Genomic DNA, 22,410 nt, shown 5'->3' on the forward strand with positions numbered 1-22,410 from the left:
CCCGCTGGATCCAAGGGGCCGCAGCCGTCGAGGACGTAGGAGGAGGTCGGGCCCGGAAGTGCGATGGCGTTTGCCTCGACCGTGTCGGCCAGCCACACGGTCAAGGCGTCGAGGACCCCGCCGGCGCACAGCACGGGCCGGCGGATCGGGGCGCCGTGGCGGTCGGCCAGGTCCGCCCCAGTCTCGGTCCGTGGTGCGCTACCGGCTCAGGGCTCCAGCCAGGCCGGTACGTCCGTCCCCGGCATGGACGCCGAGTTCGTGCTCGCCGAGCCAGGACGGCAGACGTCCCGCCGGGAATCTGCCGCGCACCCTTGGTTTTTCTACGTGGGAGCTGACACCACTTGTTGCTCAGAGCGGGGAACGCCCGGTTTCGCCGGAGGGCGATGTCTCTGAGTTCTGACAACACCGGGGGCTTGCGGTGGGAGCATGGACGTGCTCTGCGGGATGAGGCTGCCATGGCGCCACCGAAGTCCAAGGTCGACTTGTACGCTGCGATCCGCCGTGACGCCCGGGCGGGGATGTCATACCGGGCCTTGATGCGTGAGTACGGAGTCGGATTCCGCACGGTGAAGGCGGCGTTGGAGTCGGTCTGGCCGGAGCCCCGGAAGAAGCCGCGGCCGCGTGGGACCCGTCTGGATGCCTACAAGCCGTTGATCGACGAGATGCTCCGGGCGGATCTGGCTGCGCCGCGCAAGCAGCGTCACACGGTCAAGCGGATCTTCGACAGGGCGGGGTTGAGGGGCAGATCGGCTGGTTCCGCCGCAATCACATGGTCCCCGTCCCTGAAGTCGCCTCCCTCGCCGAGCTGAACGCGATGATTGAGCAGTGGGATGAGGAAGACGAACAGCGCCGGATCGGCTCCCGTCCCCGGCCGGTGAGCGAGTACTACGCCGTTGAACGGCCACTGCTGCAGCCGTTGCCCGACGATCCCTTCGACACGGGGAGGCTGTTCGGCCTGCGGGTGGACCGCTTCAGCCAGATCAGTGTCCGTACCAACCGCCGTTCGGTGCCGGTGCGGCTGATCGGGCGGACGGTGAGGCGATGCTGCACGCGTACGAGCTGGTGGTCTACGACGGCCAGCAGGAGGTCGCCCGCCATGAACGGCTGATCGCCAAGGGGCAGGCTCGGCTGGATCTGGACCACTACCGGGAAGCCCTGGTCCGCAAGTCCGGTGCGTTTCCCGGGGCCACCGCCCTCGAACAGGCTCGTTCTGCAGGGAAGTTCACGCCGTCCATGACGCCTGGTGGGAGGCGGCGAAGGCTGCCCATGGCGAGCGGGACGCCACCCGGGCACTGATCGAGGTCCTGCTGATGGGCCGCCACGTCCCTCACGAACACCTGGTCGCCGGACTTGCCTCCGCTTTGCGGGCTGCGCTCTGACCGCAGACGCTGTCGCCCTGGAGGCCTGGAAGGCGGCCGAAGCCGACGAGGTCGCGGCTCCTGCTGTCCCCGTGGAGCCGGAACGGACGAACGTGACCTCCCTGACCGAACGGCGGCTGGCGCAGCTGCCGGCCGACACCCGGCCGCTGCCTCCGATCGCGGCCTACGACCGGCTGCTGATAGCCAGGCAGGTGGCCGACCGCCCCGCTGCCAAGGGAGAGATGCCGTGACACTCAAACGCCACCGCGGGCTGACCGAACAGGCCGCTGCTGCCGCCGTCGAACAGGCATGCCTCATGCTCAGGCTGCCCACCTCCGGGCCCAGTTCCCCGAACTGGCCGAAGCAGCCGCCCGGGACCAGATGTCCTATCGCGGGTTCCTCGCCGAACCGCTGATGGCCGAGTGCGACGACCGGCCCGCCACCGCTCCGGACGGGCGCATCAAGGCGGCGCAGTTCCCACGGGAGAATTCGCTGCGGGCCTTCGACTTCGAGGCCGACGGGAACATCGACGCTGCGGTCATCCACACCCCTGGCGACCTGCGAATGGGTCAAGAAGGGCCTGCTGCTCTGTCTGATCGGCGACTCGGGCAGCGGCAAGTCCCACCTGCTCATCGCGCTCGGGGCCGAGGCCGCAATGGCCGGGCTTCCGTGTCCGCTGCACACTCGCCACCAAGCTGGTCAACGAGCTCGTTGAAGCGGCGGACGAGAAGATCCTGACCAAGACCATCGCCCGCTACGGGCGAGTTGATCTTCTCTGCATAGGAGAGCTGGGCTGCATCAAGCTGGACCGCAGGGGCGCTGAGCTGCTGTTCCAGGTGCTCACCGAACGCGAGGAGAAGAACAGCGTCGCCATCGCCTCCCACGAGTCGTTCGGCGGGTGGACCATAACGTTCACCGATCCCCGACTCTGCGCGGCCCTCAACGACCACCTCCCCTTCGGCGGGAACATCATCGAGACCGGCACGGAATCCTACCGACTCGCCAGCGCCAGGGCCGCCCAAGCCCAGGACACGCGGGATGAAGTACCGCGAAAAAGACGGCGAACACTTCTTGTCAGCTCCGACCATCCCCAATGGGAGCAGGGCAGCCCCGGGGACGCGCCGTGGACCGACTGGGCGAAGATCCACCGCTGCTCGGCTTCTGCCGCCGAACTCTCAGTTGGCGCCACCAAGGCTGCGGATCATCCGGCTCCACAGGTGCGTCGGGCAGCGCCGAAAAAACGCCGGCCTTTGCGTGCCAGGTGCGGAACACGCCACGGAACATCGGGTGGGGCTCGTGCGGCAGGGGGCCCCTCAACGAAGCCACTGTGCTCTCCTTCGCTCGTCCGTTACCGTTAACGTGACCGTTAACGGGATTCTTGCGCAGGCGAGCAGATTCCGTCAACGCCCGCCGCCGGACGGCTCACGATCCGCAGGTGGCGTTCTGGCGCCGCCTTGCTCTCGTGGCAGTGCCGGGCTGGTGATGGCGCGGCAGACCGGTGAACCTGATTGACTTGGACACAGGGCGGCACAGGAACAGAAGTGAGTGGGCAGCGTGGCCGGACAGCGGGAAACGGAAGACCAGCGGGCGCGGGGTGTGAGAACCGTCAAGCGCGTCACGCTCCGCGACGTTGCTCAGGCGGCAGGCGTGTCCCATCAGACCGTCTCCCGGGCGATCAACGGCAAGGGGGAGATCGACCCGGGGACTCAGCAACGCGTGCTCGATGTCGCAAGGCAGTTGCGGTACCGGCCCAGCCGGTTCGGCCGGGGGCTGGTCCGCCCGGACGTCGTATCCGTCGGGCTCATCGTCCCCGACGTGGTCAACCCCTTCTTCCCAGAGTTCGTGGCAGGTGTGATTGCGGCCGCGGACGAACGGGACTGGCAGGTGCTCGTGGCCAGCACCGAGAACGATCGGTCTCGGGAGCTGGCCTTGGTCCGCTCTCTCGGCCAACAGGTTGACGCTCTTGTCGGCTACATCAGCCATCCCGATGCGCAGCTCGAGCCGTACGTGGGCACCGTGCCGCTGGTTCTGGTCGATCGCGGGCTGGACTCGTCGAACCACGCATTGGTCCACATCGACACCGCGGCCGGAATCAGGGCCGGGATGCAGCACCTCATCGACCGGGGTCACCGCCGGATAGGCATGATCGACTGCGAGTGCGTGAGCGCCCCGATGCTCCGGCGCCGCACCTTCCTCGAGGTCGTCGGCGAACATGCGCTGCCTGTCGACGAGGGCTGGGTTGTCATGGGTGAGCAGTCCCCGGCCGGGGGCGCCGCCGCGTTCGAGGCGCTGTACGCCGCGCGCCCAGACCTCACCGCCGTGGTCGCCTTCAACGACCTGGTTGCGATCGGCGCGCTCCGGGCCGCCCGCCGACTCGGCGTCCAAGTACCGGAAGACTGCGCACTGGTCGGCTACGACGGGCTGAGCGTCGTCGATCTGGTCGACCCGCCACTGACCACCCTCCACCTCGACAAGCGACGGCTGGGCGAACTGGCCATCCACCAAGTCGACCAACTCCTCGCAGGCGAACTGCCACCCCCTATCGTCCTGACACCAAGCTTGACTGTCCGCGGCACGACGTGATCCACCTTTGACCCCGCTCCGTCAGCGGGGTTCGGCCGCTGAGCGGCCCGGTGGTTCGCCCGTAACGTCCTCTGACGTCGGGGGTGGGCCGTCGCGTGACGCTGCGGCTGCGCCGGGTTCCACGGCCCGGGGTGGTGCGGGTCTCCTCCGTTCTGGTCTTCGTCGGGACGGGCCGGACCGTCAGGTGACGGCGGGAGGTTCAGAGAGTGAGGGTTTTCAGCACGGCCACCGATCGGGTGACGTTGGTGTGCGCAACGCACGAGGCTCCCGTGCCGTTGGGGGAGGAGTTCGAAGTCTCAACCCACAGGCACAGGAGCCGAGTTGGTTCCGTATCCTGCCGCAGTCGGCCTCCCACACGCCCTGGTCGAGTGGGCCACCATGCGCATCGCCACCCGCGAGCGTGACCGCCGCCGCAAGCTCCCGCCGCACCAGCGTGCGCTGGTCGGCCTGGTGTACCTGCGCCGGCACGACACCCTCGCCCGGATCGCCGCCGGTTTCGGTATCCGTGTCAGCACCGCCCACGCCTACGCGTCGGCCGTCATCAATCTGCTCGTCGGCCGAGCGCACGGCCTGCTGCGGACCCTGCGCGAAGCCAACCCCCGACTACGTCCTGCTGGACGGCATTCTCGGGGAGTACGACCGGGTCGGTGACAGCCGGGCCGACCACTCCCCCAAGCACCGCCGGCACGGAGTGAACGTGCAGAAGGTGACCGACCCGGCCGGCCGGCTGCTGTGACTCTCGCCCGCTCTGCCCGACCGAGCCCACGACCTGACCGCGGCCCGCGCCCACCGGATCATCCGGATCTACGAACGCCAGAGCGTCCCGGTCCTCGCTGACCGGGCCTACATGGACGCCGGCTCGTGGGTGACGACACCCCTTCAGACGCCCACCGGGCCGCGAACTGACACCAACCCAGCAAACCGTCAACCGCGCGCTGTCCGCGGCACGGGCACCGGTCGAGCGTGGCGTAGCACGACTGAAGTCGTGGCGGATCTTCCGCCGGTCCCGATGCAGCCCGAATCGAATGCCGTCGATCGCCGCCGCAGCCCTCACCCGGAGCGGCAACGCTGAAAGAGCTCAGTGATTGCACACGGCCCCATCAAGATTTCCTCACCCGCGACCAGCAGCCGCTTCAAGTCACGCGAGCGACTTGTCCGCCAGAATACGTTCCAAGGATCGTTGACCCGTCCGGCTCATGACCGGGTTGCTTTTGACGTAGTACCAGACCAACCCCATCGCCTGAACGAAAGCCCACGCCTTGCCTCGCTCCCATTCAAGGTCGTCGCTACCCAGGTGATCACGGAGCACCTGCCGCGGCCCAGCCTCGAGCAAATGCCACGCACTCACAAGATCGAGCGAAGGGTCAGCCGGCCCGAAGCCGCCAACGTCGAGAATCCCCGCAAGCCGACCAGCGGACACGAGCACGTTGCCGGGAATCAGATCGCAATGGGCCATGGCGTCCTCAGCCGAACCTCGCGGCAGATCACGCAAAGTTGCCCAGATACGGCGCAGCCGAGGGACATCCAGGAGCTGCTCACTGTGTCTGAAACAGGTCTCCATCCACGCGTCATGGGACTGCAGGTCGCCTCCTCGACCTGTGCCGGCGAACGTGCGGCCGTGCGTGTCGATCGCGCGTAGGTCGCCGATGAGATCGGCCAAGTCACGGGCAAACGCAGACGATTCGCCTGGGTCCTCGTTGGCGGCCACGACGCCGGGCAGCCACGTCTGCACCGACCACGGAAGCGGGTAATCTGCCCCAGGTTCACCAAGCGCGACCGGATCGGGCGTGGGGAAACGCGTGCGACCTGCCAGCTCGCGAGCCGCCTCCGCTTCGGACTCCAGCCAGCGCCGCGTCGACTCGACGTCTGCGGACTCAAGAGGTAATCGGGCTGCGAACCGATCGCCAATACGGAAGACGGCGTTGACCGTACCCTGCGCCGCGATGCTCCTGACTGGCAGGCTCCGCCACTCAGGAAACTGCTGCTCTACCAACATGCGCACCGTCTCAGGTGACACCGTCAGCTGGTTGGCGTGCATCTTCATGGTGGAAGCATCCGCATCACGATCTTCAACTGCAACCCATTTCTGCCGCGTAACGTTGCCTGCCGGAAGTCCGGCACTTGGTGCGGTGCCCCTGAATGCCATAGCGGGTCAGCCACGGGGGTCACCGAGACCAGACAGACGACCCCCGCAGCGGTGCGGCCCATCAAGCACCATTGTCGGATCTCATCGACATTTTCGAGCTGGCTGATCGCTCTGATCGCTAAGTGCTGCCCAAAACCGTCGACAAACGTTCCCCATTCTCGGGCTCTGGTCCCATTCTTGTGGCGCGGTTACTGCTCGTGACCGATCGGCCCCAGGGCCTCCGTGATCCGTTGGACTTCGTGGCGCCACTGAGCGGCGTCGGCACTGTCCACCCAGCCGGTCAGCAGTTCCGATCCGTCTCGGAGTACACACTGCAGAGCGAGCACGGCTGACGTGCGGATGGTCAACGGAAGCTGCGGCAGAGGTTCTCTGGGTCCGTCATCAGGGTCGATCACAATCCCGCTGCCCGGGATTGTGCTGGCAACGAGAGCCGCGGCGGCCACCGCCTCGGTGCCGTCGCCGCCATCCACGCGTGCTCCGGAATCCGTGACTCGCTGGAATGCTCGCTCGAGCACTTCGATGACCTTCTGAGAAGTCAGTCCCTCGAGTTCATCGACGAAGTCGGCAGCGAGATCGCTGTCGAATGGGCCTGTTCCCCACGTTCCCATGCACGGCTCCTGGTATCGCTCTCGCGGACGAAGCCAGCATTCCAGCAGACACTGACAAACACTCACGCGGCCAGGAGGACTCGTTTGCGAAGCAAGGCGAATCCCGCACGGCCGAACATCTGGCGCTTGAGCATTTTGATCCGGTTGACATGGCCCTCCACGACGCCGGAGTTCCAGGGGAGGGTGAGACCGGCGATGACGGCGTCGAGGTCGCGCAGGAGGTGCTGAGCGAAGTGGCGGAGACTGGGCAGTTCGGTAGTGGCGCTGGCCGCTTCGATCCATTCGGAAAGTCGGTCGCCTTGCAAGTGAGTGAGCATGTAAGCGAAGGAGCGCACGTGCTCGGCGAGCGCTGTCAGTTCAGGGCAGTTGGCCAAAGCGGCTTTGAGCTGGATCCGGTCGCTTTCGGGTAGAGCGTCGGGGTGCGTCAGGATCCAACGCGTGACGGCGCGGGCCGATGGCGGCCGAGGGCCGACTGGTTGGGGCTTGCCGCGAAGAGTCCTGCTGACATAGTCGCGAACGCTGGCGTATCCGCGTGGATAGCCCTGTTCCTTGATCTCCTCCCACAGTTTCCGGGCGTTGGTGCAGCCTTCCTGCCAGCGCTGATCGAGGTAAGGCTTGTAGTCGTCGAGCCTGGTCACACGGCTTTGCCACTGAGGTTTTCCCAGTGAAGATCATTTCCAGTGCCCATTGAGAACGAGTGCGGCGCGGGCTATGTCGCCGATTCTGCTAGGGCTGAGGGTGACGTGCTTGAGGGCTCGCCAGCGTTCCTTCAGTTCCGCCGCGGTCCGCTCGCCGCGCGCCCTCATGTGTCTGATCAACGCGTTCATGGCGCGGGTTCCTCGGTCCAGGGCGGTCTCGGAGTGGCCTTTGGGGCGGCGTACGGGCACGCGAATGCCGATGCCGGCGCCGATGTAGCCCTTGTCGGCGAGCGTGGCAAGCCCGTCGGCGGCGGCCTTGTACAGCGCGGGCAGCACGTGGATACGAGCCGCGGTGATGTCCGGGGTGGAACCCGGCTCGACATCGGAGACCCACAACGGGGTGCCGTCCGGCGTGGCCAGGAACTGAATGTTGCCGCCGAAGCTCTTGTGTTTCTGGGAGAACCATAGATCGTTGCCGTTTTCCCGGACCCCGGCCAGCCGGTCGCAGGCGATCAGCGTGCCGTCCAGCACCACGTGTGTCATCCCCTCGGCGCGGCAGAGGTCCAACACCTCGTGCAGATCAGGAGCTTGGGCGGCCAGCACGCCGATGCCCTCATGGAGGTAGCGGTAGCCGGTGGCCTGCGAGATCCCGGCGTCCCGGGCCAGGCAGTGCACGCAGCCGTGTTCTCGGAACCAGCGCAGCACCCGTACGGCCTGGCGGAACGGGTCCAGGGCGCGAGAGCCCTTCGGGGTGCCGATCCCGCGCCGGTGGGCGGCCGGCAGCCGGGCGAGGAACTCCACGATGTGGCGTGGGACGCCGAGCGCGGCAGCATAGGTGACCGACGTGAAGCCTCTGGTTCGAGCGGACATGATCTTGGCAGACCAGTCCTACCAGGGGCTTCACGCCTGCCCGGCCCCGTGGGCCACCCGGAGATCATTTTGCTGGGGAAGCCTCAGTGGGTAAGAGCCGCGCTGGCTCAGCCCCAGGTCTTGCCGGCCGGTTCCTTGATGGTGCGGTTGATCCGGTTGAAGAAGTTGGTCAGCGCGATCTCCAGGTTGATCGCGCCGATCTGCTCCTCGGTGAAGTGGGCGGTGACCTCTTCCCAGATCTCGTCGGTGACGCCCGGCGCACCGTCCTGCAACCGGGTGGCGGCCTCGGCCAGCGCCAGTGCCGCGCGTTCCGCGTCGGTGTAGAACGGCGCCTCGCGCCACGCTGCGACGTTGTGCAGCCGCTCGTCGGTGTCACCGGCCTTCTTCCCGCCGGCCACACTGGCGTAGACGCACGCCGAGCAGCTGTTGATCTGGCTGGCGCGCAAGTGGACCAGCGCGAGCAGCTTCGGGTCGACGCCCCCGGCGGCGATCGCCTTGTGGAGGTGCTGCACCGCGGTCCACACATCGGGGTTGTTCGTGTTCTTGTTCTTGAGCCGGTTTTCCATGTGGGAGTGCTCTCCTTCATCGGGTTACGTTGCGGCGCCTGTGCGCGTCATCCCTATGACGAAGCAGCTTCCACGGAGGTAACAACATGGCCAGCGCCCATCCCGCGGACCCGATCGTCGATGCATTCGAGTCCCACCGTGACCGGCTCCGCGCCGTCGCCTACCGCATGCTCGGATCACATGCCGATGCGGAAGACGTGGTCCAAGAGGCGTGGTTGCGTCTCTCCCGCCAGGACACCGACACCATCGACAACCTCGGCGGCTGGCTGACCACCGTGGTCGGCCGCCTCAGCCTCGATGTCCTGCGGTCGGGCCGGACGCGCCCCGAAGTCTCCTTCGACGACCAGCTACCCGAATTCACCGTGACGCTCGACGACGCTCCCGCTCCGGAAGACCTCGCGGCAATCGGGGACTCCGTCGGCCTCGCGCTCCTCACGGTCCTCGACTCGCTGCGCCCTGACGAACGACTGGCGTTCGTGCTGCACGACGTGTTCGCCGTGCCCTTCGCGGAGATCGGCACCATTCTCGGAAAATCCGCCGACGCGACCAAAATGCTCGCCAGCCGCGCCCGCAGGAAGGTACAGGCCGGCCGGCAGCCGGCAAGCGCCGGACGACAACAACGCGAGGTGGTCCAAGCCTTCCTGGCCGCAGCCCGCGACGGCCGGTTCGAGCAGCTGCTGCAGGTTCTCCACCCCGAAGTGAAGTTCACCGTCCACACCCCGAACGGCACGTTCGTCACGCTCGGGGCCACCGAAGTCGCCACCCGCGCGCGAGTGGCCGGCAGTGCGGCACGAGGACATGCCGCGACCGTCAACGGCCGCCCGGGCGTCATCTCCTGGAGCGAGGACGGCACCCCGCTTTCCCTCCTTGCCTTCACTGTCGCCGACGGCCACATCACCGAGATCACCGCCGTGGTCGACCCGGCCAAACTCGCGCTCATGGGCCTGCCGAACCCGGTGTGACTCCCTTCCGGCGAAGGCCGCGCATGCTCGAAGTGGTCCACGCCGGATCCCGCAGAGACGTTAGCCTCTGAGAAAACCTCACTGACCGGTGAACATCTCCTCCGGGGCGGCGGCGCGGGAGAAGCGCAAGATCGTGTTGAGGGTCATGCCGAGCTGCCGGGACACAGACCGCTTGCTGTGTCCGGCGGCGAGGAGAGCGTGGATGGTGGCGTGCTTGGTGCGGGCGCGTTCGGCGAACCGGTGTCCTGTCGGCCAGGGCGACGACGCGGCCGGTTCTGCCTCCTCCTGCGGTTCTTCGGGCTGAGCCGGCATGGGGCGCAGGGATCCGCGGTGCCGGTAGACGCATTTCTCAGCGGCTTCGCCCAGGTTGTGCCAGAGATGCCATCGGTCGGCGACCTGGAGAGCCTGCGGGGCACCTCGGGTGGCTCCTTCGGCGAAGAAGGGTGCCCGGTCACGGCAGATGATTTCGATGCCGGGTCGCTCGGCGAGCCAAGCCGCGAGCGTGTCTGCCTCCCGGTCGGGAAGAAGGTCGACCGGACGACGTGTTTCGACGTCGACGAGCACAGTTCCGTAGATACGGCCCTTGCGCTGAGCGTATTCGTCCACGCCGACCACTCGGGGCGTGGAGGTGACAGGGTCCGGAAGCGAGGCGATCAGCCTCAACAATGTGTTCCTGCTGACCGGGACCTTGAAAGCATCCGTCTTGTGGGCGCCTGCCCGGCCCGCTAGCGCGAGGCCGACCGACACCAGCGTCGATCGCAGCCGCTCGGTCTGCCGTCCGAACCGGCGCGTGAGCCCGGGGACTTGCTTAGCGAACGTTTTCCGAAGGCAGGAGTCCACCACTCAGACGAACCGTCGCACTCGTAACTCCACAACGACCAGCTGGCCCGCTGTCGGCAGATCACGAGGAAACCGAAGGTAGGAGCCATGTATTCGCCCCGACCAGTGTCCGCACCCCGGGCAGGCCGCCCGTTCTTCGGTCGTACGAGCCTCGACTGGACGACCGTTTCAGTCACCCGGACCGACTCCACCAACACGCCCTCGACCGAGGAGAACAGCAACTCATCCAGCTGCGGCAGCACATCGTTCACGTCGAAGTACTGTCGACCACACCACCATCCAGCCGGGCGATTTTCGGGCGATCTGAACCGCCATCACACGAAGATCAACAGTCACCCTGTGTGCTCGTCCACACGAAAGTGGACCAGAGCCCATTTTCGCGCACAAAACCACACCCTCCCACCCCAGACGCGGCAGTTACTCAAAGGGCTTCATCGAAAGAACGGGCCAAACTGGACACCATCATCACCCCCGATGCATCAAGGTCCCGTCTTGCGGGGTGCTGTCCACGCCATCCCGTACTCAGACCGACACACCGGGCTCCGGCACACGATCGAGGGGAAAATGCCGAATAGGTGTTGCCATACCACTGGTGGTTACGAACTCGTGGAGTTCAGCGGCTGTCAGCACGGCACGGCTGGATGAAGAGTGCGCCCATGGGCTTGGTGTCGTGAGGACGCATGGCCTCCGGCCAGCCCAGCCCGCCGTCCGCCAGGTGTCCCATGCGCCCGAAGCTGCTCCAGCCAAGGTCTACGAAACAGCGCTCGGGTTGGCCGGCGCCGAACAGCCGCTCCCCGTGCGGCACCACACCGCCCAGGTCGACAGACTCACGTTGGCTCCACAAAAGGAACAGGCCGCATCCCTCATCGCGCAGAGTGTCACGCCTGCGGAACTGGAAGGAGATACCGCGAGTTCGGCCACGCGGCGCCTGACGCATTCCCCCATACGGATCACGCCCCGTTGGTCGACGCGCGCAGCGACTCCCCGAGCCACCGCTTGTCCGTAGCGTGCTCAACCACGACACCGACGTCGCTCGGCTCCAGCGCCCCCACACGTACAACCCGAAGACGTGCACCTCATCCACCAGGCCCAACGGCCAACCGCCCTGCTCCAGGCGCGTGATCACGCCCTGAAACAGCCGAGTCGCCCGCTCCACGCTTCACTCCGGCACGCCTTCAGTTGAAGCGAAGGCGGCACGGAACTCCTGCGTCGTCACATACACAGAACCCGGCACCGCCCTGCGCCGACCGTCCCGGAGCGTCTGAGACACCACCTCGGCAGAAGCCCTCATCCGCCCCATCTGGTAGTCCTCGACCGCCGACGCAAACTCATCCGGGACCTCCCGCTGGTCCACCACCCCCGCGACAGCAACCTGCGGATAGGAGCCACCGAACGTCTGGGGCCGCGTCCAGCCCAACGAGCGTGCGGCCCTACGCATCGCCGAACGGATCAAATCAATGCCACCCAGCGCCTCGGCCTCATCCACAGCCAACCGCAGCTCGTACGACCCGCCGAAGCCACCCCCGCCAGGGGGACACGACCGGCGCAGCAACGGCACAAGAACAGCAACAAGACGCTCATGACGCGGATCACCCGCAAACGAAGGCACACGCCGAGCGTAGCCAGACCCCTACTACCTCGGCCCCGGAATCCGCCAATCTCCACCCATACAAGCGCCATCCATCCCACCCGGGAAACGACAGCAGCCTTCACCGAACTGACGACACCACAAACACCAACCACCCAGCACAACCCACCCCTAGCGGTGAACCAGATGACGCCCACACAGTGAAAAACCACGACACCCATGGGCCGATGGTCTCAGGCAGCGATCACGCTCGGGCGGGAGGCCGCAAGATCCGCCGCACAACACCGCGCCTCGTCCACAGCCCCGGTGTTGTGCATCGGCTCGCCTAGGCCTGGCCGCCCCGCATATGCCATGCGGATGAGGTAGACGTCGACGCGGTCGCGTAGCTCGAACGCCTCGCGCATGGCGGCCTAGCGGGCCTTGTATGCGACGCGCAGCTGGAGGAAGACCTTGGTACCAGGCGGGGGCTCCCGGGGCCGGTCGGTGCGCAGGTGATGTGGTCGAGGTCGATGACCATGTCACGCGCTGTGGTGTGCGTGTCGATCCAGGTGGACTTGCCTGCGGCGGGTGGGCCGGTGCCGACGTGCAGCACGCTGTGTCACCACCTGTGGTAGCTCGTGCTAGGGGGCGGGGGTCCGGTTTCCACGAGAGCAGTTGCACCGTCGGTGTGCGGGCCGGGTGTTGGTGAGGCCGAGGAGGCCGCCGCCGCGCGAGAGCGGCACGAGGTGATCGAGGGTGAAGGACAGCGGGTGTCGGGCGTCGAGTTCGTACCCGATGTTGTGACCCCAGATCCAGCACGGCAGCCGCTGGGCGCGGAGCCGCTCGACGCGCCGGCGGTAGGGGCGCCCGTTGCGCGGGTTGCCGGCCATGGGCGCCCTCCTCCGTAGGGGTCAGGGTGTGGAGGCCTCCAGATCTTCGAGAGTGTCGTCAATCTCCTGCTCGACGTCGTCGAGGGACTTCTCCACTTCCTTGTTCGCCTGGTCGCTGACTATGTCCGCGGCGTACTTCCGCACCGTCTTGTCGTCGATGCCGTCGCACTCGTCCGGTCGGCTGCCTTCCTTGCCGTCGGCGGCGTCCTTGAACTGCTTCTCCATGGCGGCCTTGCAGGCGGCAGGGTCGGCCTTGTCACTGCTGCAGGCGGCCGTGGTGGCTACGAGGGCGAGCAGGGCGGCTGTGATGGCTGTACGGGTGCGCATGGTTCCCCCCAAGAATGATCGATACTGACGGGGCATCATGCACGGGACGTGTGCCGCGTGGCGATGATGTTGCTGTTCTGTGACGCGAAGTGAGTACATCCGCAGCTCGGGCGATGCCCCAGACCCGGGACGCGCTGAACGAGGCCACGGTCGAACTCTTCCTGATCGGGAATACGAGCGTGGTAGATGTCGACGCCGAGGTCAGTGCCGCCTTAGCTTGTCTTTTAACCTCTGTGCGCTTGTGTCTGCGGGTGCCTCGTCATAGGCCGCGGTTCTGATCACGCGGAAGGGGAGAGCTGTTCGCGCACCCATTCGGGATCGGGGTTGGTGTGTGGCTGGCCCATCACGACGACGGTCGGCACGGTCTCGTTGCCGTCATTGGCTGCTCTCACCGCTGCGGCTCCTGTCGGGTCGCGCCAGATGTTGACCCAGTGCAACTGGCGGGCGTTGCGGCCCAGCCGGATGCGCAGTCGTATGCAGTACTTGCAGCCCGGCCGCCAGAAGACGACCGGTCGGCCGTCGACCGCGCTGCGGCGTTGTGCCTCCTGCGCACCGATCGACCTCGGGAAGATCAGGGGTGAGTTCACGCCGGCGAGCGCCAGGAACGCCAGCAGGAGTGCTGCGGCTGCGCCGGGGCTCCCCTTGAAGATCTGCCCAGCAGCGACGACTGAGCCGCTGAGTACCAGCAGCATCGGCAAGGTCCAAGCGCGCATCATGGTGATGCAGGCTACCGATGAGTCGAAATGCTCCTCGAACTAGGCCGCGCACCTGGGCATTCGCCGGACAGGCGGACGGCCCCCGCATGAGCATGCGTTCCGTCACAGAACCGCACTCATACGAAGGCCGCAGGGGTGAGTCTGCTGCACCACGATGCCCGGCACGAGGCATTCGACTTCACGTCCCACTTTCGGGAGGACTTCTACGGATGCCTGACCCGGCGCGGTGACACGTTGTTCGAAGTCACGGACGCGATGCTCTGCGAGAACGGGCCGGTGACCTCGCCGGTCGACCTGACGCTGCTGGCTGAACACCGGCGTGGGCACGGCGCGTTGTACGACGCGCTCAACCAGGGCCGCATCGACGCGGACAGACTGCGCAGGGCACTGGCCGTGCTGCCGCAGCCCAAGGCCGCCGACGGGCGCCTGGCCCTGGCCGTCGATGTCTCGCCGTGGCTGCGTCCGGACGCGCCGACCAGCCCGGGCCGTCTGTTCTGCCACGTCTACGGACGCTCGGGACGGTCCAGTGACCAGTTCATTCCCGGCTGGCCGTACTCGTTCGTCGCCGCGCTGGAGACGGGCCGCACCTCGTGGTGCCAGCTGCTGGACGCGGTTCGCCTCGGACCCGACGATGATGTCGCCGAGGTCACCGCCCGGCAGGTCCGCCGCGTCGTGAACGACTTGATCGGCCAGGGCCAGTGGGAGGAGGGCGACCCGGACATCCTGGTCGTCTTCGACGCTGGCTACGACGCCCCTCGCATGGCCTACCTCCTCCACGGCCTGCCCGTCGAGGTGCTGGGACGGATGCGTGCGGACCGTGTGATGCGACGGCCGACACCCTCACTCAAGGAGTACGCCCTGTCCTATCCCCAGGGCGGGCGACCGCCGAAGCACGGCAAGGAGTTCCGCTTCGCCAGGTCCGATACCTGGGGTGAGCCCGACGCGGAGACGGTGCAGGTCACCGACCGCTACGGCACCGCCCAGGCCATGGCCTGGGACCGCATCCACCCCCGGCTCACCACCCGCAGCGCGTGGATCGACCACGACGGCGAACTCCCCATCATCGAGGGCACCCTCATCCGCCTCCAGGTGGACCATCTGCCCGGCGGAGGTGACCCACTGCCCGTCTGGCTGTGGTCCTCCAAGACCGGCATGACCAGCGAGGACGTCGACCTGCGGTGGCAAGCGTTCTTAAGTCGCTTCGATCTTGAACATACTTTCCGTTTTGTGAAGCAGACGCTCGGCTGGACCCATCCCAGGCTCCGTAGTCCCGAGGCCGCGGACCGGTGGACGTGGCTCGTGATCGCGGCGCATACCCAGCTCCGGCTCACGCGCGAGGCCGCGGCCGATCTCCGCCGCCCCTGGGAGAAGCGGGCCGAGCCCGCCCGGCTCACCCCGGCCCGCGTCCGCCGAGGGTTTCGGAACCTCCGCCCTAACCTGCACAGTCCGGCCCGTGCACCCAAACCCTCAACTCCCGGCCGAGGACGCCCACTTGGCTCGAAAAACCGACGACCCGCCACCCGTTACGACGTGGGCAAATCGACCAGACGCCCAGAAAGCATCGCTGAACGTAATCAGCTCAAAGCTCCCAAACCATAAAAAACAAGCTTAGTGGCTGTTGTTGTTCCGAACTTGAGGAGTGCTGGTCGAACGGGAGTCACCTGAACTCCCAACCCGACCGGTCCTCCCCCCGCCGTCGTGACCTCCGCGTCCATCACATCGAGCGGCAGCATGACCGCGCGCACCGGGTGGACGTCACGGCGCCGAGGTGCCAGGCCGCGCGGCGAGGCCAGAGCGCCCACAGGCACGACGCCTGGCGTACCGCCACCACCAGCGTCCTCGCAGCAGTGCGCAGCTTGCCACCCGAGCGGTGGGAGGCGAGGACGTCCGCAATGGCCAACCGGCGGTGACTGCGAAAATCGCTGTCCGATCACCGGAGCACGGTGATAGACATCCGGCGTGGAAGAGAATCTTGAGTTCCCCGACCTGTTGCGACTGATCGATGAACGGTCGACCGCCTTCCGCGCCGTGGTCGCCGCCGCGCCCGGTCTCGACGCACAGGTGCCGACCTGCCCTGGGTGGACGCTGTTCGATCTGGTGAAGCACCTGGGCGGGGGAGACCGCTTCTGGGCCGCCATCGTCGGCGCGGGGCCCGCCGACGCGCCCCCGGCCGAGGCCGTCGCCGCGCGCGCCGCGCTGGAAGTGCCGCAGGAGCGTGAGGCCCTGGTGGCCTGGCTGGACGCGTCGACGCAGCTTCTGCTGGGCGCCCTGCGCGCGGCGGGACCGGAGAGCGGTTGCTGGACGTGGTGGCCCGCGTCCAGCAACCGCAGACCGCCGGCGGCACCGCCCGGCACCGGGTCCAGGAGACCGCGGTGCACACCTACGACGCCCAGCTCGCCGGGGGCGCCCCGCAGCCGCTGCCGGTCGAGCTGGCACTCGACGGTGTGGAGGAGTTCCTGTTCACCGTCTGCGCAACGCCGAGTGCCTGGCCGCACAAGCCCACGGCCTTCGACTTCCACGCCGCCGAAGGCCGCTCCTGGCGCCTCACCGTCGACGGCGACGGCGCACGCACCACCCGCATCCCCGCGCCCACCGCCGCGACCGGCGAGGACTCGGACGCAGCCGGCGCCTCCGTCCACGGCACGGCCAGTGAGCTGGTCCTCTACCTGTACGACCGGATCCAGGCCGACTCCTTGCACGTTGACGGAGACGCAGGGCTGCTCGACCTGCTCCGCGCCTGGGAGCCGGAGGAGAAGTAGGACGTAGCGGGGGCGGTTGGCCGCGCCTCGAGCCGGTAGGACACGACTCTTCGCCAGGTTCGTCAGTCGCGACACCGGGCTCAAACCCGCGAGGCGGCCTCGGGGCGTCACCAAGCCGACCGTCTACCTGGAGGGCAGTGCGAATTTGTCCGTCCCAGCGATCACGAGAAGCGACGCGACTGCCGTCGTCCCGATCTCGTCGAGAAGTCAGTCGATCGGGTGACTGCGGCGGCTGCCGTGCATGAGAGCAGGGCCTCTTGGTAGCTCGAAGGGTGTCGAAGCCAACGTGCGGTCCAGGAGGCCCTGTTGTCGCATTTCTACGGCAACGCGGGAGTGGGGTCCACTTCGGCCACTCTCGCGTGTGACTGTCTGGCTCACAGGTCCGGGAACGCCAGAGACCACGGGGCGCGCGAGCGTCGGTATCCCACCGACATGTCGGACGCCGAGTGGGCGGTGGTCCGGCCACTGCTGCCGGTGCCGGGCTGGCTGCGGGGCCGGGGCCGACAACCGGAGGCTTATTGCCACCGCGCGAAGCTGGACGCGATCCGCTACCTGGTCGACAGCGGATACACCGGCAGCCTCGTCGAGTACTGCCTCGCGGCCCTCGCCCTGGTCCTCGCCATCGTCAAACGCAGCGACGACATGCGCGGCTTCGTCGTGCTGCCCAAGCGGTGGATCGTCGAGCGGTTCTTCGCCCACTTGATGCGAAGTCGCCGTCTCGTGCCCGACTTCGAGCGTTCCATCGCCAGCGCGGAGGCGATGGTCTACTGGTCGATGACGATGCTCATGACCCGCCGCGTTGCCCGGCCACGTCCTTCGCGAGCGTGAATCGGCCAGGTGCCGGCTCGATCAGCCAGCCGCGCGCCATCAGCCGCTTGGCCTTCGATCGCAGTGCCTCCACCTTTCCCGGTACGGGGTCCAGGCCGAAGCAGGCGGCCATCTCCTGGCATGTCAACGCTCCTTGACCGAGTCGGTTACGGTCGCTGAGGGCCTGCAGGATGCGCTGGTAGTCCACCGACAGCGCCGACCAGGCCAGCCCCGCGCGCCACACCGTCACCACTGTTTTCGGCTTCGCCGCCTCCGCCGGTTCGGGCCGCGCCGGTTGCACACCGGGAGCCGGCAGACCCTCGGAGGCAGCGGGGCCGACGACGGCGTCGTTGCCCGGGGCCAGTACCTCGCCAACGCGTGAGCGGGCGATGACCCACTCGTTCCACTCCCGCTCAGCCACGGCCAGCTCCGCCTGGAGGCGGTCGACCTCCTCCCGCAGATCGTCGACACAACGGCGAGCGGTGAGCTCACGCTGTTCCAGCAGTTCCACGACCGACGGCATCCTCGACCTCCACCAAAGCAACGACACGACACGTCACCACTGCCACGAGACCGCCGACCCTATGCCTGACCAGCGAGAACGCAGTCCTCAAGCCCGGAAAGACAACAACCTCTACGCCGCTTCACCTTCCATCGCTCGAGCACGCCAAGGTGAACCGAGAGGCTTCCCAACATTTTTGGACCGTCCTCGGTGCCTTCGTCCTTGCCTGTCAGAAGGACCTGTACTACCTGCCTCGCTAGTGGCAGATTTAGCGCCCAGCATGGTGGTGTGTGTAGTGGTGTTCGTTAAGTCGGCGCAGGGCAGTACGTCGGGAGCTGAAGTTTCGTCTGTTGTAGAGGGTCTCGACGAAGTCGAAGATCTCAGTGCGGGCGGTGGCCCAGTCGGGCCAGAAGCGGGGGCAGATCTCCTCTTTGAGTACGGCCCAGAAGCCCTCCGCGCGGAGAACGAAGGAGTGGCCGCACTGGCCTTCTCGCCGGACGGCGAGACCCTGGCCGTCACGGGCGACTTGGGCACGGTCCAACTATGGGACACCGACTCGCACCGGCTCCTCGGCTCCTCGGCTCCTCGGCTCCTCGGCTCCGCACTGTCCACTCCCGGCGACATGATCCGCTCGCTCGCCTTCGGCCCGGACGGCGGCACGCTGTACGCGGCGGGCACACACGTGCCGGTGCAGGCGTACGACATAGACCCCGACCGAGTCGCCGCCCGCCTCTGCGCACGGGTGGGCTCCGGTCTGTCCCCGGCGGACTGGCGGGCCTACCTGCGGGGGATCCCTTACCGGGCGGCCTGTGCATCGGCACCATCCAGCCAGTCAGCCCGGACGGTGTCGGCGGGATAGCCGTCCAACTGCATCAAGCCGCTCAGTTCAGCGACCTCTGGGCCATCACACAGCATTCCGTCCTGGTTGAGGGCTGGGATGACAGAGGCGATCGGGCATGGCCCGAATGGCGCGGCGGATCGGCTCTGTGATGGCGTGTCCGACCGAGAAGTAGATACGGATTCCTCGTTTGCGCAGGTCGCGGACGTGGGCGAGAAAGGTTTTCGCGGATCCGGCGCCGTCGGTCCGGACGAGGATGTCGGGGCCGCGCCGGTGGATCTCGGGGATCTGCGCGAGTGCCTGGACGAGTACCGTGAGCGTGCTCGATGCGCCAGCGCAGTTTCGCGGTGCGCACCAGGGTGGCCAGCGCCGTGTCGGCGGGAAGGTTGGACAGCCAGAACTGCACCGGTTCGGGCTGGTCGGTCGGCCATTCGGCCAGCAGCTACCGTTCCAGCAGTTCGGGACCGTCGGCGGCTTTGCGAATCTCGCGGCCGACAGGACGGATCCGCAGGGCAACGAACCGTGAGTACATGCGTTTCACCCCGCTGCGGCCGCTGTCGGGGCGGGAGCTTTCCCGCCACTGCAACGCCTGGCGGCCTTCCGGCCGGCCGCGATGACCAGGTTCTTCACCGTCTGGGCCGGCTCGGGGTAGACGGGCCGGGGCCGGGGACCACGGCCGCCGTTGGGCGGGACGTGCGGCTGTGCTTCTTCCGGGTGGGCGGTGGTCGTGGTGGAGATGCCCACCACGTAGTCGAGTCCGCGTTCTTCCAGGCCCAGCCGGAAAGCTGCCGTGTCTCCGTAACCGCCGTCGGCGACGGCGAAAGGGATGTCGATGCCTCACGACCTCGTCTCGTCGATCATGTCCAGGGCCAGCTGCCACTTCTCGACATGGCCCACCTCAACAGGGACGCCGCACGGCTTGCGGCGGGCCACCTTGTCCGGATCGGCCTTCGGCGAAGCGGGATCCCAGTTCTCGGGCAGGAACAGACGCCAGTCGACCGCCGCCGAAGCCCTGTCGGACGCCAGATGCAGGGACACCCCGGCCTGGCAGTTGGTGACGTTGCCCGCGGTGCCGGTGTACTGCCGACTCACGCACGCCGACGAATCGCCGTCCTTGAGGAAGCCGGTGTCATCGATGATCAGCACGCTCGGCATGATCACCTGCTGCATCCTCCACGCCAGGCGGGCGCGGACATGCGCCGGATCTCACGGGCTGGTGGTGATGAAGTGGGCCAGGGCCTGCCGGTTGCCGTCCTCGCCCAGCCGGACGGCCATCGGCTCCACCGATTTACGCCGCCCGTCCAACAACAGGCCCCGCGGATACACCCCGCCCCACCGGCGCTGATCCGCCCGCGCGAACGACTCGAACACCTCCGCCGCGAAGTCCTCCAGATCACACCGGACCGCAGCCAACTCCTCCGCCATCACACCCGCTCAACCTTTGGCTGTCACAGGACACGGGACGAACGCGGACCGTAGCCGGGCCCGGACCCGTGTCACGCTGATCGGCGCGGGCCTCGGAATCGGCCCTCCGGCCCGTGTTTTCGGGCCATGCACGCAGCGTGACCAGTACGGCGGGACATCCGATCGAGGGATCGTGACACCCCGGAGCGTGACATCACCCTCGATGATCACACTGATCATGCCGGGCCCGGCTTCCTCGCTATTGCCCCACATCATGCTAATTAGCCGCTGTATCAGATGATCTGGGCAGATTCGCTCGTCGTCTCGGGCGGTCTGGCCCGTTGGTTCTACTCATGTCACGCGAGACCTCGACCCGCACGGCGATGAAACCCCGGGATCTCGGTGAACGGATGCGCCAATATGGTGGACCGATGACGTCGATCAAGCAGTTCCAAGTCACCTTCGACTGCGCAGAACCTGAGCGCCTCGCTCGCTTCTGGTGCGAGGTGTTGGGGTACGTCGTACCGCCGCCACCGGAAGGGTTTACCACTTGGGACGATTTCAAGCACTCGCAGCCACCTGAGCAGCGGGATTCATGGTTCGCCTGCAGTGATCCCTCAGGTGTGGGTCCGCGACTGTACTTCCAGCGCGTCCCCGAAGGGAAGGCCGCCAAGAACCGGCTGCATCTTGATGTGCGGGTCGGCACCGGACTCGTGGGTAAGGAGCGCCTCGCCGCACTTGAGGCCGAATGCGCACGACTGGTCCCGCTCGGCGCGGTACATGTGCGAACGCTGTACGACGGCCATGATTCGTGCATCCCAATGCAGGACATCGAGGGCAACGAGTTCTGTATCGACTGAGGGGCCGCAAACGTGCCCTCGTTCTGTCCCCATGGGCCAAGACGAAGAACGCCCCCGACCCGTCAGAGCACTGTGGCACGCATCGCCGGATCAGGCGCTCGGGACGGGCGAGCCGTCCGGCCGGTTCGACAGAGTACGACAACTGTGGACGATCAAGTATCTGACGCACCGCGGCCCACCGGCGACGCGCTGCGCCAAGTCGGATACGAGAGAACAACGCTACTTGTCACCAGATAGTCGTCCTTGTTGTCACCTACTCCGACTTGTCAGCCCGGTTGCCACCCAAGCAGACGGCGATTTCACTGCTCGAAGAGGGTCCACCGGACGGTCAGAAGCTCCAGCTGTAGAGGCCACCACCTGTTCTCACGGCCGCCGCCGCGAGCCGGGCAACTCCCTGCAGCACCGCCAGTAGATCATCGTCGGTCATATCGTCCCCGTCGGCAGATCTGAGCCTCATGGTCCAGCGACCTGCCAGCTCCTCCAACTCGGTGGAGCTGGCGTTGGCCAACGCCCGGGTCAACCGCTGCGGCAGAGCGAACACCTCAACGCCATCGTTCAAGGGGGCAGTGACCCACTCCGGCCACGACCACCCAAGGAGCTGCTCAATCGGCGGGACCTCGGCCGAGGGCTCCTCGAAGTACATGTCCCACTCGGCGATGGCACTGTCTGGCTCAATGAAACGGCAGGTCACAGACTCAAAGGCCTGACCAGGTCCCCGCAGGCGCGTCGCTGCGGCAGTCTCGTCGTCGGGAGCGAGGAAGAACACTATGTCGTGGGCCATCTCAGTATGATGGCAGCCCGCCATACTGGCGCCGGTGACAGGTATCGCGACCAGGTGACACTTATCTCGACCAGTCACACTTGCTCGACCGCGAGCGCTCAACTGGCCAAGTGAAACACTCACTGGCTTCCCAATGGAGAAGTCAAGCTGCGTCGAGGGGCAGATACCAGTTCCGCGATCAGTCGAACCAGACCACGAGTCGCACATGCTCTGGGCCATGCAGCTCGCCAAGCGTCCGCATCACGTCCCAGACCGGTGCCCAGTGGGTCCCCGCCCCGGCGACCATATTTCGGCTGAGCGTGCCGGACCGATCTGCCCGTCCCAGTTGGCGTCTGCCAACTCGGTCCAGCTGATCCACGTCCTTCCGTGCGCGTCCCGTGGCCCGCCC

General features: G+C 66.9%; 22 protein-coding genes and 4 pseudogenes. 12 read left to right on the forward strand and 14 right to left on the reverse strand.

Annotated features, from left to right (window positions below):
• The first annotated feature begins 814 nt into the window (after nt 1-814).
• From SGFS_RS51720 to SGFS_RS02160, 6 genes and pseudogenes are all read left to right on the forward strand, one after another.
• Complete coding sequence (locus SGFS_RS51720; RefSeq protein ID WP_434028173.1) at nt 815-1,108, forward strand: Mu transposase domain-containing protein; 294 nt, start codon at nt 815-817, stop codon at nt 1,106-1,108.
• Entirely contained in the window at nt 1,042-1,296 is a 255-nt protein-coding gene (locus tag SGFS_RS02140; RefSeq protein ID WP_286247129.1) for a hypothetical protein, read from the forward strand. The genes SGFS_RS51720 and SGFS_RS02140 overlap by 67 nt, the downstream gene beginning before the upstream one ends.
• A 175-nt stretch (nt 1,297-1,471) precedes the next feature.
• Complete coding sequence (locus tag SGFS_RS02145; RefSeq protein ID WP_286247130.1) at nt 1,472-1,609, forward strand: hypothetical protein; 138 nt, start codon at nt 1,472-1,474, stop codon at nt 1,607-1,609.
• Nucleotides 1,606-2,386, forward strand: a pseudogene (locus SGFS_RS02150) (ATP-binding protein); the annotation flags it as partial. The gene SGFS_RS02145 and the pseudogene SGFS_RS02150, both read left to right, overlap by 4 nt.
• 517 nt (nt 2,387-2,903) lie before the next feature.
• A complete protein-coding gene (locus SGFS_RS02155) occupies nt 2,904-3,941 on the forward strand; it encodes a LacI family DNA-binding transcriptional regulator (RefSeq protein ID WP_434026004.1) in 1,038 nt (345 codons plus the stop codon).
• 321 nt (nt 3,942-4,262) lie between these two features.
• Nucleotides 4,263-5,013, forward strand: a pseudogene (locus tag SGFS_RS02160) (transposase).
• Nucleotides 5,014-5,079: 66 nt separating this feature from the next.
• On the opposite strand, the gene SGFS_RS02165 reads toward SGFS_RS02160, so the two are convergent.
• The 5 genes from SGFS_RS02165 to SGFS_RS02185 all read right to left on the reverse strand — a co-directional run bounded on the left by SGFS_RS02165 (nt 5,080) and on the right by SGFS_RS02185 (nt 8,769).
• Entirely contained in the window at nt 5,080-5,985 is a 906-nt protein-coding gene (locus SGFS_RS02165; protein WP_286247132.1) for an aminoglycoside phosphotransferase family protein, read from the reverse strand.
• A 290-nt stretch (nt 5,986-6,275) separates the two neighbouring features.
• A complete protein-coding gene (locus tag SGFS_RS02170; protein WP_286247135.1) occupies nt 6,276-6,695 on the reverse strand; it encodes a DUF4259 domain-containing protein in 420 nt (139 codons plus the stop codon).
• Nucleotides 6,696-6,757: 62 nt separating this feature from the next.
• Nucleotides 6,758-7,333 (reverse strand): transposase, encoded by a 576-nt coding sequence (locus SGFS_RS02175; protein ID WP_286247136.1) that lies wholly within the window; start codon nt 7,331-7,333, stop codon nt 6,758-6,760.
• Nucleotides 7,334-7,366: 33 nt separating this feature from the next.
• Nucleotides 7,367-8,203, reverse strand: coding sequence for a transposase family protein (locus tag SGFS_RS02180; protein ID WP_286247137.1), 837 nt, complete (start codon nt 8,201-8,203; stop codon nt 7,367-7,369).
• Nucleotides 8,204-8,310: 107 nt separating this feature from the next.
• On the reverse strand, nt 8,311-8,769 hold the full coding sequence (locus SGFS_RS02185) for a carboxymuconolactone decarboxylase family protein (RefSeq protein ID WP_286247138.1): 459 nt from the start codon (nt 8,767-8,769) through the stop codon (nt 8,311-8,313).
• A gap of 86 nt (nt 8,770-8,855) precedes the next feature.
• Between SGFS_RS02185 and SGFS_RS02190 the strand changes: the two genes are divergently transcribed.
• Entirely contained in the window at nt 8,856-9,731 is an 876-nt protein-coding gene (locus SGFS_RS02190; RefSeq protein WP_286247139.1) for a sigma-70 family RNA polymerase sigma factor, read from the forward strand.
• Between the two features lie 78 nt (nt 9,732-9,809).
• On the opposite strand, the gene SGFS_RS02195 is transcribed toward SGFS_RS02190, so the two are convergent.
• The 6 genes from SGFS_RS02195 to SGFS_RS02215 all read right to left on the reverse strand — a co-directional run bounded on the left by SGFS_RS02195 (nt 9,810) and on the right by SGFS_RS02215 (nt 14,071).
• A complete protein-coding gene (locus tag SGFS_RS02195; protein ID WP_286247141.1) occupies nt 9,810-10,337 on the reverse strand; it encodes a transposase in 528 nt (175 codons plus the stop codon).
• A gap of 237 nt (nt 10,338-10,574) precedes the next feature.
• A complete protein-coding gene (locus tag SGFS_RS51230; protein WP_350284070.1) occupies nt 10,575-10,664 on the reverse strand; it encodes a hypothetical protein in 90 nt (29 codons plus the stop codon).
• 1,066 nt (nt 10,665-11,730) lie between these two features.
• Nucleotides 11,731-12,180 carry a hypothetical protein gene (locus tag SGFS_RS02200; RefSeq protein ID WP_286247143.1) on the reverse strand — a complete coding sequence of 150 codons (450 nt, stop codon included), beginning with the start codon at nt 12,178-12,180 and terminating at the stop codon, nt 11,731-11,733.
• A gap of 599 nt (nt 12,181-12,779) precedes the next feature.
• Nucleotides 12,780-13,028 (reverse strand): HNH endonuclease, encoded by a 249-nt coding sequence (locus SGFS_RS02205; RefSeq protein WP_286247145.1) that lies wholly within the window; start codon nt 13,026-13,028, stop codon nt 12,780-12,782.
• 21 nt (nt 13,029-13,049) lie between these two features.
• On the reverse strand, nt 13,050-13,355 hold the full coding sequence (locus tag SGFS_RS02210) for a hypothetical protein (protein ID WP_286247147.1): 306 nt from the start codon (nt 13,353-13,355) through the stop codon (nt 13,050-13,052).
• A 278-nt stretch (nt 13,356-13,633) separates the two neighbouring features.
• Nucleotides 13,634-14,071, reverse strand: a complete 438-nt coding sequence (locus tag SGFS_RS02215; RefSeq protein WP_286247149.1) for a glutaredoxin domain-containing protein — start codon at nt 14,069-14,071, stop codon at nt 13,634-13,636.
• Between the two features lie 141 nt (nt 14,072-14,212).
• Here SGFS_RS02215 and SGFS_RS02220 point away from each other — a divergent pair, with 141 nt between their 5' ends.
• From SGFS_RS02220 to SGFS_RS02230, 3 genes and pseudogenes are all read left to right on the forward strand, one after another.
• Nucleotides 14,213-15,670 (forward strand): NF041680 family putative transposase, encoded by a 1,458-nt coding sequence (locus SGFS_RS02220; RefSeq protein WP_286259736.1) that lies wholly within the window; start codon nt 14,213-14,215, stop codon nt 15,668-15,670.
• A gap of 360 nt (nt 15,671-16,030) precedes the next feature.
• Nucleotides 16,031-16,830, forward strand: a pseudogene (locus SGFS_RS02225) (maleylpyruvate isomerase family mycothiol-dependent enzyme).
• A 432-nt stretch (nt 16,831-17,262) separates the two neighbouring features.
• Nucleotides 17,263-17,658, forward strand: coding sequence for a hypothetical protein (locus SGFS_RS02230; RefSeq protein WP_286247150.1), 396 nt, complete (start codon nt 17,263-17,265; stop codon nt 17,656-17,658).
• Here the strand turns inward: SGFS_RS02230 and SGFS_RS02235 are convergent.
• Complete coding sequence (locus tag SGFS_RS02235) at nt 17,615-18,160, reverse strand: hypothetical protein (protein WP_286247152.1); 546 nt, start codon at nt 18,158-18,160, stop codon at nt 17,615-17,617. The genes SGFS_RS02230 and SGFS_RS02235 overlap by 44 nt on opposite strands.
• Before the next feature lie 451 nt (nt 18,161-18,611).
• Between SGFS_RS02235 and SGFS_RS02240 the strand changes: the two genes are divergently transcribed.
• The gene (locus tag SGFS_RS02240) at nt 18,612-18,998 is read left to right on the forward strand and encodes a WD40 repeat domain-containing protein (RefSeq protein ID WP_286247155.1); all 387 of its coding nucleotides are present in this window, start codon (nt 18,612-18,614) and stop codon (nt 18,996-18,998) included.
• 298 nt (nt 18,999-19,296) lie between these two features.
• Here SGFS_RS02240 and SGFS_RS02250 read toward each other — a convergent pair.
• A pseudogene (locus SGFS_RS02250) lies at nt 19,297-20,402 on the reverse strand (IS701 family transposase); the annotation flags it as partial.
• Nucleotides 20,403-20,812: 410 nt separating this feature from the next.
• Between SGFS_RS02250 and SGFS_RS02255 the strand changes: the two are divergent.
• Complete coding sequence (locus SGFS_RS02255) at nt 20,813-21,241, forward strand: VOC family protein (RefSeq protein ID WP_286247160.1); 429 nt, start codon at nt 20,813-20,815, stop codon at nt 21,239-21,241.
• Between the two features lie 328 nt (nt 21,242-21,569).
• Here SGFS_RS02255 and SGFS_RS02260 read toward each other — a convergent pair whose 3' ends face one another.
• Nucleotides 21,570-22,022: a hypothetical protein gene (locus SGFS_RS02260; RefSeq protein ID WP_286247162.1), complete on the reverse strand. Its 453-nt coding sequence runs from the start codon at nt 22,020-22,022 to the stop codon at nt 21,570-21,572.
• Nucleotides 22,023-22,410: the final 388 nt, after the last annotated feature.

Source organism: Streptomyces graminofaciens (assembly GCF_030294945.1).
GTDB lineage: Bacteria > Actinomycetota > Actinomycetes > Streptomycetales > Streptomycetaceae > Streptomyces > Streptomyces graminofaciens.

Excerpts from the sequence above, each read along its gene's own strand:
- SGFS_RS51720 (WP_434028173.1), top strand. The coding sequence starts at position 815 with ATGATTGAGCAGTGGGATGAGGAAGACGAACAGCGCCGGATCGGCTCC.
- SGFS_RS02140 (WP_286247129.1), top strand. The coding sequence starts at position 1,042 with ATGCTGCACGCGTACGAGCTGGTGGTCTACGACGGCCAGCAGGAGGTC.
- SGFS_RS02165 (WP_286247132.1), bottom strand. The coding sequence starts at position 5,985 with ATGAAGATGCACGCCAACCAGCTGACGGTGTCACCTGAGACGGTGCGC.
- SGFS_RS02170 (WP_286247135.1), bottom strand. The coding sequence starts at position 6,695 with ATGGGAACGTGGGGAACAGGCCCATTCGACAGCGATCTCGCTGCCGAC.
- SGFS_RS02180 (WP_286247137.1), bottom strand. The coding sequence starts at position 8,203 with ATGTCCGCTCGAACCAGAGGCTTCACGTCGGTCACCTATGCTGCCGCG.
- SGFS_RS02185 (WP_286247138.1), bottom strand. The coding sequence starts at position 8,769 with ATGGAAAACCGGCTCAAGAACAAGAACACGAACAACCCCGATGTGTGG.
- SGFS_RS02190 (WP_286247139.1), top strand. The coding sequence starts at position 8,856 with ATGGCCAGCGCCCATCCCGCGGACCCGATCGTCGATGCATTCGAGTCC.
- SGFS_RS02205 (WP_286247145.1), bottom strand. The coding sequence starts at position 13,028 with ATGGCCGGCAACCCGCGCAACGGGCGCCCCTACCGCCGGCGCGTCGAG.
- SGFS_RS02210 (WP_286247147.1), bottom strand. The coding sequence starts at position 13,355 with ATGCGCACCCGTACAGCCATCACAGCCGCCCTGCTCGCCCTCGTAGCC.
- SGFS_RS02215 (WP_286247149.1), bottom strand. The coding sequence starts at position 14,071 with ATGATGCGCGCTTGGACCTTGCCGATGCTGCTGGTACTCAGCGGCTCA.
- SGFS_RS02230 (WP_286247150.1), top strand. The coding sequence starts at position 17,263 with ATGTCGGACGCCGAGTGGGCGGTGGTCCGGCCACTGCTGCCGGTGCCG.
- SGFS_RS02235 (WP_286247152.1), bottom strand. The coding sequence starts at position 18,160 with ATGCCGTCGGTCGTGGAACTGCTGGAACAGCGTGAGCTCACCGCTCGC.
- SGFS_RS02255 (WP_286247160.1), top strand. The coding sequence starts at position 20,813 with ATGACGTCGATCAAGCAGTTCCAAGTCACCTTCGACTGCGCAGAACCT.
- SGFS_RS02260 (WP_286247162.1), bottom strand. The coding sequence starts at position 22,022 with ATGGCCCACGACATAGTGTTCTTCCTCGCTCCCGACGACGAGACTGCC.